Source organism: Microlunatus ginsengisoli (assembly GCF_039537205.1).
Classification (GTDB): Bacteria; Actinomycetota; Actinomycetes; order Propionibacteriales; family Propionibacteriaceae; genus Microlunatus; species Microlunatus ginsengisoli.
The window spans coordinates 56003-71842 of the sequence record NZ_BAABAB010000051.1; the positions used below are offsets into that span (position 1 = coordinate 56003).

Below are 15840 nucleotides of genomic sequence, written 5' to 3' on the forward strand. Positions count from 1 at the left end.
CGAACGGGGTCAGTCGAAGAGGGAGATCGGCTCGTCCCACTCGATCGTCTCCCAGACCGGCGCCGGCAGATCCTCTGCCTGGTTCTGCGGTCCGACCTTGGAGTGCGCGCCGCAACCGTGGTCGACGCTGACGACCCTGCCGTCGGAGGCGGCGTACACGTTCGCGCACACCCCGAACAGGTCGGCCAGGCCGCCCTGCAGCCGGACGAAGAACCCGCAGGTCTCGCAGACTCCGGGAGCGAGCTTGGTCATCTGGTTGTCCGGGCCGCCGTCGCCGGCTAGCCAGCGCTCGGCCGCCTCGTCCCGGCCGTACGGGCTGAGCACCCGCTCGCGGCCCAGTCCGAGCTCCGCGACCACGATCCGCGCAAGGGTGGCGTCAGCCGGCTCCAGGTCCGCCGCGGCGTCGCCGCCGGTGAATCCGGGCTCCAGCCGGGGGTCGTCGTCGGGTGTCGGCATCAGCAGTCCGGGCGTCACGTCGCCGGCCTGCACGCGCTCGGCCCACGGCACCCAGTCCGGGCTCAGCAACGAATCGGTGCCGGGCAGCAGCACGACCTCGTTCACGGTCGGTTGCTTCGCCCGGGACGCCCGGACCAGCGTGACCGACCAGCGCCAGCCGGCGTACCCGGGATGCTCGGCGGCGAAGGTATGGGTGACGACCCGCTCCGCGTCGGCGTACGTCCCCAGATGCGCGCCGACCGCCACGACGTCGGACGCGTCCTCCGCCGCCTCGCGGGCGAGCTCCACCGCGTCGGCGCAGATCTGGTCGAGCTTCGACGCTCGGGTCCTGGTGGTCGCCATGCGTCCTATCCTCGCAGCCGGTGGCCGGGCCGGCGCGCGCAGCGCCGACCGGCGGGAGTCGTCGTCAGAGCTCGAGCTCGTCGGCGACCGCGCGCAGCACGGTCGCGAGCTTCTGGCTAGTCCGCGAGTCCGGGTAGCGGCCTCGGCGGTAACCATTGCCGACCCCGTCCAGCATCTTGATCAGATCCTCGACGATGACGGTCATCTGCTCGGTCGGCTTGCGGTGCGCCTTGGACAGCGACGGCGGGGTCTCCAGCACCCGCACCGACAGCGCCTGCTCGCCCTTGCGGCCCTCGACCACACCGAACTCGACCTTCTGGCCGGACTTCAACGAGGTGACCCCGGCGGGCAGTGCGCTGGAACGCACATACACGTCCCCGCCCTCGTCCTTGGTCAGGAAGCCGAAGCCCTTTTCGGCGTCGTAGAACCGCACCTTGCCAACCGGCACTGCTACTACCCTCACTTGATCGTCGTCGCTGGCGCGACCATGTCCGACACGGTGCGGGCAGAGTCCCGCAGCCGCCCAAGCGTAGTCCCGCGCACAGCCGGCTCCAAGCCGATTCCGTCGACAAGCGCTCTCAGGCGGGCTCAGGGCTGCATCGGGGTCAGCCTGAGGTTGAGGATCGACGAGCTCAGCGCCTCGACCGGCTCGCGGGCCGAGCGCGGATTGGCGACGAGGGTGAGCTCGACGTCGGGCAGCACGGGGAGGTCGAACCGGCCGCTCAGGTTGGCCAGCCCGGGCGGCACCCTGCTCTGGGCCAGCACGCAGATCCCGAGGCCGGCCCGGGTCGCCGCCAGCACTCCGTTGATCTCGCGGGTGTTGCAGGTGATCCGCCAGGTCCGGCCCGCAGCCTGCAGGGCGGTGATCGCGGCGGAGCGACTGAAGCTCGGGGCGTGGTACGTGATCACCGGCACCGGTTGTCCCGGATCGATCTGGGTGCGTTCGAGCCCGACCCAGACCAGCCGATCGCGCCGCACCAGCCGGCCGCGGCCGGAGTCTGCGGGCTGGTTGACGAAGACCAGGTCCAGATAGTTCGCCTCGAGCCGGCGCAGCAGGATGCCGCTCTGGGTGACGGTCAGCTCGAGGTTGATCCGCGGATAGAGCTGCCGGAAGTCGCGCAGGATCGTCGGCAACTCGCTCAGGGCCAGCTCGTCGGCCGCCCCGAACCGCAGCCGGCCGCGCATGGCCGACCCGGTGAAGTACGCCACCGCCTCGTCGTGCGCCGCCAGGATGTCCCGGGCGAATCCCGCCATCGCCTCGCCGTTGTCGGTCAGCGTGACCGTCCGCGTGTCGCGATTGATCAGCTGCCGCCCGGCCGCCTCCTCCAGCCGCCGGATGTGCTGGGAGACGGTCGGCTGGCTGAGCCCCAGCTGCTCCGCTGCCCGGGTGAAGCTCAGCCCGGTCGCCACCGCCAGGTACGTCCTCAGCAGCACCGGGTCGAACGTGTCAGCCACCGGTCACTCCCTCTTTCTCCTGTCCGCCGCCTCGCCTGCGCACTCGGGCCAGCAGGAACCTTGCATACCTCGTACGACCTCGCGTGGGCTATTGCCTGTGCAGGCTCGCGCAACCTATGCGAACTTCACGGGGCCCTGCGGGCCGGAAACACGAACCGCAGCCGCACGTCGCCTGCAGGATCGCCGGCCACCTCGGACGCCGGCTTGCGGCACCCCTCGTGCGCCGACCCCGCACCCCGCCCCCGACCCGCACGTCGACCCCGCACCCTGCGCGTCGACTCCGCACCCCGCATGTCGACTCCGCACCCTGCACGCGGGCCGCGATGTGCATCTCCCGGGTGCGGAGTCGCCGGGTCGAGCCGGGCCGAGGTATAGGGGTCCACTTCCGGGGCGCGGAGTCGCGGGGTCGAGCCGGGCCGGACGCGGAGTCGCGGGATGAAACCCGACCGGGGAGCGGAGCCGCCTCGGTGGCGCCGGCCAGGGTGCCGAGGTATGTAGGCGCGAGGTCACATTCATTGGGAAACCCAATCGTACATATAGCGGTTATCCAGTGGAACTATTGAAACGGTTTACCTACGGTGGAGGGGACGGTCCGCGACGAGGCGGACCTTCGCACGTCCAGCCCGCCCGCCGCCCACTCCAGAAACGGTTTCCTCGTCTTGTCTGCGCGCCCGATCGAACGCGTCCCGTCCCACCTCACCCTCCTCACCAGCGATTCCGCCGAACCGGCCGAGCCGGCCAGGCCGATCGAGCCCGGCGGCCAGCTGATCCCGATCCGCCGCCGGCGCCGCGGCTGGCCGACGGCGCTCTCGGCCCTGTCGGTTCCGGCGTACCGGCTCTGGTTGTCCTCCCAGGTGATCGCGACCACCGGACTGTGGATGCAGCGGATCGCGCAGGACTGGCTGGTGCTCGAGCTGAGCGGCAGCGTGGCCGCCGTCGGCGTGGCCGTGGCATTACAGTTCCTGCCGGTGCTGCTGTTCGGGCTGCTCGGCGGCGTGATCGTGGACCGGTTCCCCAAGCGCACCTTGTTGATCATCACCCAGAGCGCCGCGGCGCTGCTCGCCGCGAGCCTCGGCCTGCTGGCGCTGTCCGGCGCCGCCCAGGTCTGGCACGTCTACCTGGTCGCGCTGCTGCTCGGCATGGTGACCGTGGTCGACAACCCGACCCGCCAGGTGTTCGTCGCCGAACTGGTCGGCGACCGGCACATCGGCAACGCGGTCAGCCTGAACTCCTCGGTCTTCCAGTTCGGAGCGCTCGTCGGCCCCGCGCTCACCGGCGTGCTGATCGCGGCCGTCGGGCAGGGCTGGTCGTTCCTGATCAACGCGGCGGCCTGCGTCCTGGTCGTGATCATGGTCGCGGTGATCAGGCCGACCCAGGTCCGCCGGCCTGCGGCACGAAACACCGACCGGCACGCCGCGCAGAAGGGTCAGCTCCGCGCCGGGCTGCGCTACATCCGGCATACCTCGGAGGTCGCCTGGGTGATCGTGCTGGTCGCCACCATCGGCATCCTGGGCCTCAATCTGCCGGTGATCCTGGCCTCGTTCGCCGACCACGAGTTCGGCACCGGCGTCGGCGGCTACAGCATCTACAACTCCGCGAACGCCGCGGGCGCCTTCCTCGGTGCGGTGTTGTCCGCGCGGCGATCCAGGATTCCGCGGATCCGGGTCCTGGTGCTGTTGCTGATCGCCTTCGGCACCGTGACCGCGGTCATCTCGCTGGCCCCGAACCAGTGGCTGTTCATGACCGGCCTGGTCGCCGCCGGCACGCTCACGCTGCTGTTCCTGACCGGCGCGAACTCGCTGGTCCAGACCTCGGTCCCGGCCGGACTGCGCGGGCGGGTGATGAGCGTCTACATCCTCGTGCTGCTCGGCGGGCAGGCCCTCGGCGGCCCGGTGATCGGCTGGCTGGCCGACCGGATCGGCGCCCGGCCCAGCATGGCGCTCTGCGGCGGCTTGATCGCGGTGCTGGTCGCGACGTACGCGGTCAAGATCGCCCGCCGATCTCATCTTGGACTGGCGATGGATCTCCATCATCAACACGGCCGGGCACCGATCCGGATCGTGCCGACCTGACGGTTTGGTTGCGCGGCTCCGCGGCCGGGATCGCCTTCCAGCGCAGGGCTCCGGTCAGCACCAGCACAGCAACCGCAAGCGCCATCACCAGCCAGCCGGGCCAGCCGAGCAGCCCGTCCCACAGCGCGGCCGGCGGGCGGGCGGCCGGGGTGAGCAGCAGGGCCGCGGCGGCGGCGGTGTTGATCGACCCGTGCGCCAACGCGGTCGGCCAGATGGCGGTGCCGCGGGTCCGCAGCCACTCCAGCAGGGCGGCCACCAGGGTGGTGAACACGACCATGCAGAGCAGTCCGACCACCGGCGGCATGCCGTAGTAGTTGTAACCGAGCAGGATCACGGGCGCGTGCCACAGGCCCCAGATCACGCCGGTGATCAGGATCAGCAGCCAGCGCGGCAGCACCGACAACTCGTCGCGCAGGAAGCCACGCCAGCCGATCTCCTCGCCCACCGCGAACACCGCGGCGATCCAGACCGAGGTCAGCAGGCTCTGCGCGATCACGATCGGCACCAGGGTCGACATCGGGATCGGCACCGGCCGGCCACCGAGCAACGTCCGCACCGACGACCAGGTCCCCCAGTCCAGTAGGAACCGGCCGAAGACGTACGCGATGCCGACCGCGAGGGCCGCCAGCAGCGGCGGGCCGAACCAGGCGACGAGCATGGTCCACCACCAGCGGCGGAACGGCCCGGGCCGCAGCCCGAGCTCGTCGACCACCTTCCGCCCGTCCGGCCACAGCCGGACGGTGACGAAGGCGGCGACGGCGGGCGCCAGCATCATCGCGCTGATCAGCACCTTCGCGGACGGCTCGCGCAGCCCGTCGCCGAGCCACAGCGGGAGCTCGATCAGCCAGGCGCCCAGGTACGCGATCAGGACGAACGTCACCAGCCGACGTGGGCGGATCGTGCGCCCGCGCTCGGAGGGGATGGAACTCACGACTCAAGACTGACCCAAGCCGGTCCTACCGGACCTTAACTACGATGAAGAAATGGCCACGTGGGAGGACGGTCCGGAGTACGCGCCGATCGAGCGCCCGGACGAGTTCGCCGTGCCGGAAGCACCGCCGCTGAGCATCGCGGAGCCGTACGTTCAGCCGGCGGCCGACGCGCCCGTTGACCGTCCCTTCTTCGGTGACCCGCAGGCCCCGGTCCGGCCGTTGGCCGCCCTGGTGCCGCTGCCGGAGGATCCGCGCGACCCCACCATCCCGTACGAGGTGGTCGCAGGCGCGATGACCACCGGGGACTCCGCCTGGGGCTCGGTCCACTCCAGCCCACCGACCAGTCCGATCACGACCACGGGCTCGCCTTGGTTGAACGAGAGCGTGCCGGTCGGTGGATCGACGCCGTGGGGCATGCCGTTCGGGACGCCACCCTCCCCGGGCGCGCAGCCGTTCGGTCCGCCGGCAGGCGGCGCGGCACCTGCCCCGGGCACGCCGCAGTGGTTCGGCCCGGCGCCGTACGTGCCCCCGCCCGCGCCGGTGCCGGTGACGGCCAAGGACGTACTGACCGCCGTGACCCCCGCCCTGTTGATCGTGCTCGCCCTCGGTGCACTGATCCATCCGGTCGCGCCGATGACCCTGCTCATCGCCTGGGGGCTGTCGACACGCTGCACCGTCGCGAAGCCGCAGATCAGGACCGCATTCGTGATCGCGGTCGCCACGGTCGCCGTGCTGGGGCTGGTCATCGGCTTCGCCGGCGCCCTCGACTTCGCCGACTGGTGGAACGGGCTGTCCTGGGTCGCGATGGTCGCCGCGTGGTGCGTGATCGCCGCCGTGCTCGCGCTGGCGACGCGGGCGCTGCGTTCCGGGCAGCGGCCGTGGCAACCGCCCGGCGGGCCGAGACCCGGTGGACCGGGCGGTTGGGCCTGATCGCGGTGTCCCCCCGCACGCTGACCGAGTACCTGCGCGCGCTCGACCGCGAGCGGCTGGCGCGGGTGCTGGAGCTGCGGCCCGACCTGTGCTTCCCGCGGCCCGGCGACCTGGTCGAGCTGGCCACCCGCGCCACCACCAGTACGTCGGTAGGCCGTGCCCTCGAGTCGCTGAACGCCTACCAGCGGGTGGTCACCGAAGCCATCGCCGCGCTGCCCACGCCGACGTCGGTCGCCGACGTCGGTGCACTGCTCGGGGGTGCACCGACCGAGGTTGCCGACGCGGTCGCGGCCCTGCGCGAACGAGCGCTGCTGTGGGGTCCGGACGACTCGCTGAACCTGGTCCGGGCGGTCCGGGAGGCGTTCGAGCCGTATCCGGGCGGCCTCGCCCCACCGTCGTTCCGCGCACTCACCGACGGGCAGATCGCCGACCGGATCGCGGCCTGCGACGACAGCGTCCGCCCGGTCCTGGACCGGCTGGCGTGGTCCCCGACCGGCGCGGTCCGCAACGCCACCCGGCAGGTGCAGCCCGAGCACGCCCGGAGCCCGATCGAGCAGCTGCTGGCCCAGGGGCTGATCCGCCCGCTCGACGCCGACACCGTGATCCTGCCCCGGGAGGTCGCGCTGTACGTCCGCGGCGGCCGGTTCAGCCCGGATCCGGTACCGGCGAGCGCCCCGGCGGTCTCCGGCACCGACCGGACCGCGAGCCTGGTCGACCGGGCGGCGGCCGGCGCCGCGTTCGCGCTGTTGCACGACCTCGAGCTGACCGTGCACGCGTTGGAGAAGGCGCCGCACCGGTTGTTGCGTGCCGGGGGTCTGGGCACCCGCGACATCGCCGCCCTCGGCCGGGCCTTGGACAGCACCGCGGCGCACGCCGGCTTCGTGCTGGAGTGTGCATCCGCTGCCGGCCTGGTGGCGCCGGGCAGCAACCTGTGCCTGCTGCCGACGGCGGCGTTCGACCGCTGGCTGACCCATGATGCGGCCGTCCGCTGGCGGATCGTCGCCGACGCCTGGATGCGGGTCGACCGGTTGCCGTCGCGCGCGTCCGAACCGGGCGCGCACGTGCTCGGGCCGGAGGCCGACGCCCGGGGCGCGGCGGACGTCCGCGCGGACGTGCTGCGGATCGCCGCCACCGCCGGCACCGCACGGGTGCTCGATCTCGAGCAGCTGACCAGCTCGCTGGCCTGGCACCGGCCGCGGGTCATCCGCGGACACGGGCCGGAGGCAGCCACCCTGGTGGACTGGGTCTGGCGGGAGGCGACCTGGCTCGGCGTGGTCAGTCTGGGTTGCCTGTCGTCGTTCGGACCGGCGCTGCTGGACCCGGCCGCACCCGAGGTCACCACCCCGCTGCCGCCCGAACTCGCCGACCTGTTTCCCGCCCCGGTGGAGCAGATCATCATCCAGACCGACCTGACCGCGGTCGCGCCGGGACCGTTGCCGCACCGGATCTCGCGCGATCTGCGGCTGCTCGCCGACCAGGAGTCGCGCGGTGGAGCCGGCGTGTTCCGGTTCAGCCCGGCGTCGTTGCGGCGCGGGTTCGACACCGGCTGGTCGGCCGCCGAGATCCACGCCTGGCTCGAGCAGCACTCCCAGACCGGCGTCCCGCAGCCGCTGCGCTATCTCGTCGACGACGTCGCGCGCCAGTTCGGCAGCATCCGGCTCGGGGGCGCGGCGAGCTATCTGCGCAGCGACGACCCCGCCCAGACCGCGGCTCTGCTGGCCCACCCGGAGGCCGCGTACCTGGGTCTGCGCGAGATCGCCCCCGGTGTGCTGGTCTCCAACGCGGACACCTACGAGGTGGTCTCGGTCCTCCGCGCCGCCGGGCTGAACCCGGCGGTCGAGGACGAGACCGGACGTACGCTCAGCGCGCCTCCGCAGCTCCGGGCGCCCGCGCCCCTGGTCGAGCAGCGGCCTCGACCGCCCCGACCCGGCGAGGTCGCCGACGCGCTGGTGCGGCGGTCGCCGGATGGCGGTGGACCGGCGCGGACCGGCCCCTCGACGGACCGGATCGTGGCCGATCTGCGCCGCGCCCTGGACGTCCAGGCGTCGGTCGACCTCACCTATACCGACGCCGACGGCTTCCCGACCCGGATCGAGTTCACCCCGGTCAGCGTCCAGGACGGGGTGGTCAGCGGCGTCGGCACCCGGAACCGGAAGGTGCTCGGCTTCCCGCTGGGCCGGATCGTCCGGGTCGACGCCCCGGATCCGGACGGCCCGGACGGGCTGGATCACGTGTCGCACCCGGCCGGGGCCGGCTGACCCCGACGGCTGCGACCCCAGGATGCGGACCGAAGGATCTGGTCCGATCTCGTCGCCGACACGAAATAATCCCGGTGACACGGCACTAGAATGAGTCGGTGCGGCCCGCCACGATCCGAAGACTCCTCGTCTTCGGCGTCTGCGCGCTCGGCGTCGGGGCGCTCTATCTGGTGCCGGACGTCTCTGGCACGCCGGGTCAGCGGGCCGGCAGCCGGCTGGCAGACCCGGTGCCGGAGCCGGCCGGACGGCCGGTCGCCTACGACGGCCGGACGACCATCAACAGGCCCGGCACGTCGAGCGGCCAGCGCGCACCCGTCACCGGGGGCGGCACGGAACTGTCGAGCGAGCAGCCGCAGCGTGCCGGAGCCGACCGGCGCACGAGCACGACGCCTCGGCGCGACTCGGTCGGAGCCTCCGCGGACCGGAGCAGGGGGGACGGGCCGGACGAGGAGCCGCCCTCGGTCGTCTCCGAGCTGAGCTTCCCCACCGTCACCACCGACCGGCTGACCGTCCGCTGGCCGGCAGCCGCCGACAACGTCGGAGTGACGGAATACCGGGTGTGGCTGAACGGTTATCACGTGGCCGACACGACGACGCTCCAGGTGGCGATCCCTTGGTTCAAGGACGGGTCGCGCGAGCAGGTCGTGCAGGTCCGTGCCGTCGACGCCGCCGGCAACCAGAGCATCCAGGCACCGGCCCAGCTGGTGGTCCGGCCGGATCCAGGCCCGGATCCGGCCCCGGCCAGCCGGGCACCCGCGACCTCCGCACCGCCGGCGAGCGGGTCGCCGTCACCCGCCCCGACGGCCGGGGCGCCGGATGACTCCGCGGAGCCCGCCACACCCGGCGCCGGCCACACAGACGGGATCGAATGAGCTCAACGCCCGGACCACTGGTGGTCCAGTCCGATCGCACCCTGCTGCTCGAGGTGGACCATCCGCTGGCCCCCGAGTGCCGGATGGCGATCGCGCCGTTCGCCGAGCTGGAGCGGGCCCCGGAGCACATCCACACCTACCGGCTCACCTCGCTCGGGCTGTGGAACGCACGCGCCGCCGGCCACGACGCCGAGCAGGTGGTGGATGCGCTGCTGACCTACAGCCGCTACCCGGTGCCGACCTCGCTGCTGGTGGACGTGACCGACACGATGGGCCGCTACGGCCGGCTGCGGATCGAGAAGCACCCCGCGCACGGGCTGGTGCTGGTCAGCACCGACCGCCCGGTGCTGGCCGAGGTGCTGCGCAGCGCGAAGGTCAAGGGGCTGATCGGCGCCCGGGTGGACGAGGACACCGTCGCGGTCCATCCGAGCGAGCGCGGGCACCTGAAGCAGGTGCTGCTCAAGCTGGGTTGGCCGGCCGAGGACCTGGCCGGGTACGTCGACGGCGAGGCACACGAGATCGCCCTGGACCAGGCCGGCTGGCAGCTGCGGCCGTACCAACAGCTGGCCGCCGAGTCGTTCTGGCACGGCGGTTCGGGAGTCGTCGTTCTGCCTTGTGGTGCAGGGAAGACGATCGTCGGTGCCACTGCCATGGGACTGGCGAAGGCGACGACGCTGATCTTGGTCACCAACACGGTATCGGCCCGCCAGTGGCGCGACGAGCTGCTCCGGCGGACCACGCTGTCCGCGGAGGAGATCGGGGAATACAGCGGGGCCAAGAAGGAGATCCGGCCGGTCACCATCGCCACCTATCAGGTGATCACCACCAAGCGCGGTGGCGTGCACCCGCACCTGGAGCTGTTCGGGGCGCGGGACTGGGGGCTGGTGATCTACGACGAGGTGCACCTGCTGCCCGCGCCGGTGTTCCGGATGACCGCCGACCTGCAGGCGCGACGCCGGCTCGGGCTGACCGCGACGCTGGTCCGTGAGGACGGCCGGGAGGGTGACGTGTTCTCCCTGATCGGGCCGAAGCGCTACGACGCGCCGTGGAAGGACATCGAGGCGCAGGGCTACATCGCGCCGGCGGACTGCATCGAGGTCCGGGTGAGCCTGACCGAGGACGAGCGGATGACGTACGCGATGGCCGAGCCGGACGTGAAATACCGGCTGGCGTCCACCGCGGAGTCCAAGACCCGGGTCATCGTCGACCTGGTGCGCAAGCACGCGGGCGTGCCGACCCTGGTGATCGGGCAGTACGTCGACCAGCTCGACGAGCTCGCCGAGCGGCTGGAGGCGCCGCTGATCAAGGGTGAGACGACGGTCCGGCAGCGGGAGAAGCTGTACGAGGCGTTCCGCTCCGGCGAGATCGATCTGCTGGTGGTCAGCAAGGTGGCGAACTTCTCGGTCGACCTGCCGAGCGCCCAGGTCGCGATCCAGGTATCCGGCGCATTCGGCTCCCGCCAGGAGGAGGCGCAGCGGCTCGGCCGGTTGCTCCGGCCGAAGTCGGACGGGAAGACCGCCCGCTTCTATGCGATTGTCTCCCGCGACACCGTGGACGCCGAGTTCGCCGCCCACCGGCAGCGCTTCCTCGCCGAGCAGGGCTACGCGTACACCATCATGGACGCCGACGACGCCCTCGCCGCCGACTGATCTCGCCGTACCGCCACGGACCCGCCGGGTCGGCACCGCACTCCGCACCCCGCCCAACCGCCTGCCCCGCACCCCGCACCCCGCAAGGCCACTCCGCGCCCTGCGCCCAGGGTGCGGAGTCGATCTCAGCGGTGCGGAGTGACCTGAGCGAAGCAAGGAGCTCCGAGACCCTCGCCGCTGCTAGATCGACACCGAGCGGTCGCAGGCCTCGATCACGGCCGGGTCGTCGCTGGCGAGCAGCACCGCCGCGCCGTCGGCGGCCAGGTCGCGGAGCAGGTCGAGCACCCGGGTCCGGTTCGCCGGATCGAGATCGGTGGTCACCTGGTCGGCCAGCAGCACCCGTGGCCGCGCCGCCAGGGTCCGCGCGATCGCGACCCGCTGCTGCTGGCCGCCGGACAGCTCCTCGACCAGGTGGTCGGCGCTGTCGGCCAACCCGACGAGCTCCAACGCGCGGCGCGCCCGTGCCGGCGGGTCGCTGTCGGCGACATCGCCGCCGGGCCGGCCGAGCAGGGGCAGCAAGACGTTCTCGTACGCCGTCAGCAGCATCGCCAGCGCACCGCTCTGCGGCATGAGCACGACCCCGCGGTCGGCGGCACCGATCCGGTCGTCGATCGGCACCCCGTCGATCGTGACGATGCCCGACTCCGGTCGGACCAGCCCGGCCACGACCCCGAGCAGGTCGGAGCTGTCCCAGCCCACGATCGCGACCAGCTCTCCGGACGCGACGGCGAGATCGAGCGACGCGGCACCGGCCAGCACCACGCCGGCGAGCCGCAGCCGCGGGGCTTCGACGCCGGTCACGGGATCGCCTGTTCGCTCGCGTCCGAACCGCCCGCGTCGGGCGTGCCCGGCCTGACCGGATCGAGCCGGAAGCCGCGTCCGGATCGCTCGACCCGGAGCAACGTGCCCGGCGGGTGGTCGGCGAGCACGTCTGCCGGCAGCCCGACCGAGCCGTCGGCGGTGACCACGCTGTATTCCTCGCCACGCCGGCCCTCCGCGCCGATCCGGCCGTCGCGGATGGTGACCGTCCGCGGGATCGCGGCGGCCACGGCCGGATCGTGGGTGACCAGCAAGATGGTGCAGCCCCAGCGCCGGTTCACCTCCGACAGCGCCGCCAGCACCACATCCCGCGCCTGCGCCGGCAGCCGGCTGGTCGGCTCGTCCGCGAGCAGCAGCCGGGGGCGGTGGGCCAGCCCGCAGGCCAGCGCGAGCAGCTGCAGGCCGGCGGGGTCCAGCGTGTCAGCCCGGACCTCCGGCGCGGCGCGGAGGCCGACCAGGTCCGCCAGCTCGGCGGCGTCGGGCAGCGCGGCCGGCGACCGACCGGCGGCCAGGGCACCCCGCTGGGCGAGCCTGATGTTCTCCGCGACGCTCAGGTAGCCGACGACATTGCGGTCCGCTCCCTGCAGCACCATGCCGATCCGGCTGGCGCGGAGCTCGTCTCGCTCCGTGTCGTCCAGCGTGACGATGTTGGTCCCGTCCAGCAGCAGCCGGCCAGCGCTCGGCCGGAGCAGCGCCGCGCAGGCCGAGAGCAGGGTCGACTTCCCGGCACCGGACGGCCCGAGCAGCCCGACGTACTCGCCCGGGCGGATCGTCAGGCTGATCCCCGACAGCGCAGCGACGTCGTGGCCCTCGGTATGGAAGACATGGACGAGCTCGTGGGTGACCACGCCGATCCCGACGGCCGCGCTCATCGCCGGCTCCTCAGCCGGTCCGCGGACGAGCCGGCGACGGCGCGAACCGCACAGAACGTCGCAGTACCGACCAGCACCACCAGGCAGCCGAGCGCGGACAGCGCCAGCGCCACCGGCCGCGGATCGAGGTCGGGATGGATGGCCGGCGAGCGGTCGGGCAGCACCGGCAGCGCGTCCGCGACCAGCAGGCAGCCGAGCACGCCGATCGCCGTCCCGGCGACGGCGGCGACCACCACCGGCCAGACGTACGTCCGCAGCACCGACCGGCGCAGCACCCGATCGCCGACCCCAGCCAGCCGGAGGGCGGCCAGGTCGCGGCCCAGCACGCCCTGCTGACCGGCTGCGGTGAGCGCGATCGCGAGCCCGCCGAAAACCAGGGCCAGGACCGCGAAAGCCGGCGCGACGACGCCGGTCAGCGCCGCCGCCGTCAGCCGCTGGGCGGTCAGCGCCGACTGGACTCGATCGACCCCGATCACCGGCAACCCGCGGTCGGCGAGCGCTGCCGAGATCGCGGGCACCCGGTCGCCGGCGGCGGCCGACAGCCAGACCTGCACCAACGTCTCCGGCGTGGCAGTGGCATAGCCGTTGCGACGGGCCGACTCCAGGTCGCCGACCACGACCCCGGCCAGCGCCCGCGGTATCGCGTCCCGGGCCCGGGCCGCGGACTCCACGCGGACCGCCGTCCCGTCCGGCGCCGCGATGGTCGGATCCACCCCGAGCCGTACGTACTCGGCCGCCAGCACCGGCAGCACGGTCGGCGCCCACGCCTGCTGAAGGGCGACCGTCCCACCGCCCGAGTCGATCGCGAGGACCAGACCGGCGGCGCTCGGTCGCGCCACCACCTCGGCGCCCGGACCGACGCCCGGCGGCTGGACCCAGTCGCCGGCCGAACCGAGGTCGAGCCGGTGACCGCCCGCCGACATCGCGGTCAGCGGCAGCTCGCCCCGAACCGGACCGTCCGGCGCGACCGTGAGCTGCAGCAGCCGGCATCCGGCGGCGCAGTCGATGTCGCGCCGCAGCGTCTGCTGCCCCGCGGCGGCCAGCGACACCGAGCCGAGAGCCAGGGTCCGGCGGCCGCCGCGCGCGTCGAGGTAGCCGATGCCGAGCTCCGCCCGGCGCCCGACCCGGGTCGGGTCGTCCGGATCGGTCTCGCCGAGCTTGCCGTGAGCGCCGATCGTCATCGTCACGTTCTCGCCCACGAGGTCGACCGGGCGGGTGCTGGGCGCCGCGATGGCCTGCCACACCGACCGGTCGGCGGCCTGCTCGGCACCGTACGCCAAGGCGCCGAAGGCGGCCGGCTCGACGTACATCCCGCGGGTGGCGCCGGCGTCGGCGCGGCGGGTGAGGACCACCGCGGTCATCGTCGCGCGATCGGTGGCGTGGGCCGGATCCAGCTGGTCGAGCGCGGCGACCAGCGCGGACGGATCGCCGTCGACGGTCAGCACCGCCGCGGCGCCGGTCCGCACCTCGGCCTCGTGCCGGCGTACGGCCGTGCCGATCGCCTGCACCTGGACGGCGAACACCGCGAACGCGGACGCCAGGCAGACCGTGACGATGGTCAGCCGCTGGCCGCGCAGACGAGACAGCAGGATCGCGGTCAGCAGGGCGCCGGGGGCGCGTCCGGTTCGCAGCCGGCGTGCGCGGACTCGATCGGCCAGCCGCCGGGCGATCCGGCCGAGCACGATCCCGACGGCGATGGCCAGCAGGGACGGGACGAGCAGGCCGAGCAGGCTGGACGTACCCGACTGGAGGGCGACCATCAGGCCGCTCGCGGCTGCCGCGAGCACCGCCACGTCGACGATCAACTCGCGTCGTCCGGATTCGGCCGCGGCGGGCGGGCTGGTCCGCAACAGCTCGACCACCGGCTGACGGACCATCGCCCGCGTTGCCGGGACGATGGCGGCGACCATCAGCAACAGCGCCGCACCCGCGGCGATCGGCACCATCGGCACCAGCCGCAGACCGTGTTGGCCCGGGAGGCCAGTGGCGGTGGAGAAGAGCGCGACCAGCGCCGGTACCCAGCCGAGCAGCCAACCCAGTGCGACGGCCAGCGCCCAGCGTCCGACGACCTGCCGCCCGGCCCGGCGGCCGGACTGGCCGCGCAGCCGGGCCAGTCCGAGCTCGCCGCGCTGGGAGGTGATCGCGACCGAGGCCAGCAGGACGAGCACCACCACGATCAGCGCCGCCAGCTGAACCAGGGTCAGGGCGAGGCCGGTCACCGTCCGTGCCCGCTCCGCAGCGATGTGCGCCAGGCTGACCGGAATGGCGGTCGTCAGCACGATCTCCTCGCGCGGCGCGGTCGCGGCCAGGGTGGTGGTCGCCGCCTCGATCTCGGGCAACGTGGCGACGTCGGCCACCGCGCGGTCCAGCCGCAGGTCGAGCGTGTGTTGTGCTCCCGGTACGTCGTCGCCGACGTTCCCGACGGTGATCAACGGGTTGGACCGGGGCTCGTCGTTGACGAAGCCGGACGACCCGACCGGCGGGTTTCCGAACCAGTAGCCCTCGCCCTCCGCCTTGGGCCGGTAGATCCCGACCACGGTCACGGGCACCGGCTTGCTGATGCTGGACTGCAGACCCACCCGCTGCCCGACCCGGATCTCGTAACGCTCGGCATCGGCCGCCGACACGGCGACCTGGTCGGTACCGGTCGGACACCGGCCGGCGGTGAACAGCAGATGGGCGCAGATGTCGGCGCGCCAGGTCAGCGCCCCGCCGATGCCCAGCGGATACCGCGGTGTCACCCAGCTGACCGCGGCCACCTGCCCGGCGACGGGCGGCTCGAACAGCGCGTCCCAGCCTGCGGGGAGCGCGGCGGTCAGGTCCGCCTCGGGCGATCCACGCAGCATCCAGGCGCTGCCCGGGCCGTTTGCGGCGAAGGTCGCGTCGACCACGGTCTCCTGAACCTGCCGCTGATAGCCCGCCGCGAAGACCACCGTTCCGCTGACCAGAGCGCCGATCAGGACGATCAGCAGGGTCTGGCCGCGGCGCTCCCAGAGTGCCCGACCGGCCAGCCGCAGCGCGCCCAGCCGGTCCGTAGCCATCTCGCCAACCATAGACGGAAGCCCGCCGCGCCCCGCCGACCCGTGATCTCTCGCCCGCTCCCCTCTTGGCCCCCTCCGGATCCCAGCCCCGCTTTCCCTCCCGATCCAGCCACGCGCGCCCCGGTTTCAGCCCAGCGCACCC

Annotated in this window: 12 protein-coding genes; 5 read left to right on the forward strand and 7 right to left on the reverse strand. The window is 73.0% G+C overall.

Annotated elements, in window-relative coordinates:
* Nucleotides 1-9: 9 nt before the first annotated feature.
* From ABD747_RS24855 to ABD747_RS24865, 3 genes are all read right to left on the reverse strand, one after another.
* Complete coding sequence (locus tag ABD747_RS24855) at nucleotides 10-798, reverse strand: DUF3027 domain-containing protein (protein ID WP_344809801.1); 789 nt, start codon at nucleotides 796-798, stop codon at nucleotides 10-12.
* A 64-nt stretch (nucleotides 799-862) separates the two neighbouring features.
* Nucleotides 863-1246, reverse strand: coding sequence for a cold-shock protein (locus ABD747_RS24860; protein WP_344809803.1), 384 nt, complete (start codon nucleotides 1244-1246; stop codon nucleotides 863-865).
* A gap of 140 nt (nucleotides 1247-1386) precedes the next feature.
* Nucleotides 1387-2253 carry a LysR substrate-binding domain-containing protein gene (locus tag ABD747_RS24865; protein WP_344809805.1) on the reverse strand — a complete coding sequence of 289 codons (867 nt, stop codon included), beginning with the start codon at nucleotides 2251-2253 and terminating at the stop codon, nucleotides 1387-1389.
* Nucleotides 2254-2912: 659 nt separating this feature from the next.
* Between ABD747_RS24865 and ABD747_RS24870 the strand changes: the two genes are divergently transcribed.
* Nucleotides 2913-4325: an MFS transporter gene (locus ABD747_RS24870; RefSeq protein WP_344809807.1), complete on the forward strand. Its 1413-nt coding sequence runs from the start codon at nucleotides 2913-2915 to the stop codon at nucleotides 4323-4325.
* Here ABD747_RS24870 and ABD747_RS24875 read toward each other — a convergent pair.
* Nucleotides 4237-5256: a CPBP family intramembrane glutamic endopeptidase gene (locus ABD747_RS24875; protein ID WP_344809809.1), complete on the reverse strand. Its 1020-nt coding sequence runs from the start codon at nucleotides 5254-5256 to the stop codon at nucleotides 4237-4239. The two genes, ABD747_RS24870 and ABD747_RS24875, sit on opposite strands and share 89 nt — an antisense overlap.
* 52 nt (nucleotides 5257-5308) lie before the next feature.
* Between ABD747_RS24875 and ABD747_RS24880 the strand changes: the two genes are divergently transcribed.
* From ABD747_RS24880 to ABD747_RS24895, 4 genes are all read left to right on the forward strand, one after another.
* A complete protein-coding gene (locus ABD747_RS24880) occupies nucleotides 5309-6187 on the forward strand; it encodes a hypothetical protein (RefSeq protein ID WP_344809811.1) in 879 nt (292 codons plus the stop codon).
* Complete coding sequence (locus tag ABD747_RS24885; RefSeq protein WP_344809813.1) at nucleotides 6136-8445, forward strand: helicase-associated domain-containing protein; 2310 nt, start codon at nucleotides 6136-6138, stop codon at nucleotides 8443-8445. Before ABD747_RS24880 ends, ABD747_RS24885 begins: the two co-directional genes overlap by 52 nt.
* A 98-nt stretch (nucleotides 8446-8543) precedes the next feature.
* Nucleotides 8544-9317, forward strand: a complete 774-nt coding sequence (locus ABD747_RS24890) for a hypothetical protein (protein WP_344809815.1) — start codon at nucleotides 8544-8546, stop codon at nucleotides 9315-9317.
* Complete coding sequence (locus tag ABD747_RS24895; RefSeq protein ID WP_344809817.1) at nucleotides 9314-10966, forward strand: DNA repair helicase XPB; 1653 nt, start codon at nucleotides 9314-9316, stop codon at nucleotides 10964-10966. Before ABD747_RS24890 ends, ABD747_RS24895 begins: the two co-directional genes overlap by 4 nt.
* Before the next feature lie 180 nt (nucleotides 10967-11146).
* Here ABD747_RS24895 and ABD747_RS24900 read toward each other — a convergent pair whose 3' ends face one another.
* From ABD747_RS24900 to ABD747_RS24910, 3 genes are read right to left on the reverse strand one after another with little or no spacing between them, the layout of a single operon-like run.
* Complete coding sequence (locus ABD747_RS24900; RefSeq protein WP_344809819.1) at nucleotides 11147-11767, reverse strand: ATP-binding cassette domain-containing protein; 621 nt, start codon at nucleotides 11765-11767, stop codon at nucleotides 11147-11149.
* Nucleotides 11764-12657 (reverse strand): ABC transporter ATP-binding protein, encoded by an 894-nt coding sequence (locus ABD747_RS24905; protein WP_344809821.1) that lies wholly within the window; start codon nucleotides 12655-12657, stop codon nucleotides 11764-11766. The genes ABD747_RS24900 and ABD747_RS24905 overlap by 4 nt, the downstream gene beginning before the upstream one ends.
* Nucleotides 12654-15698, reverse strand: coding sequence for a hypothetical protein (locus ABD747_RS24910; protein ID WP_344809823.1), 3045 nt, complete (start codon nucleotides 15696-15698; stop codon nucleotides 12654-12656). The genes ABD747_RS24905 and ABD747_RS24910 overlap by 4 nt, the downstream gene beginning before the upstream one ends.
* Between the last annotated feature and the right edge of the window lie 142 nt (nucleotides 15699-15840).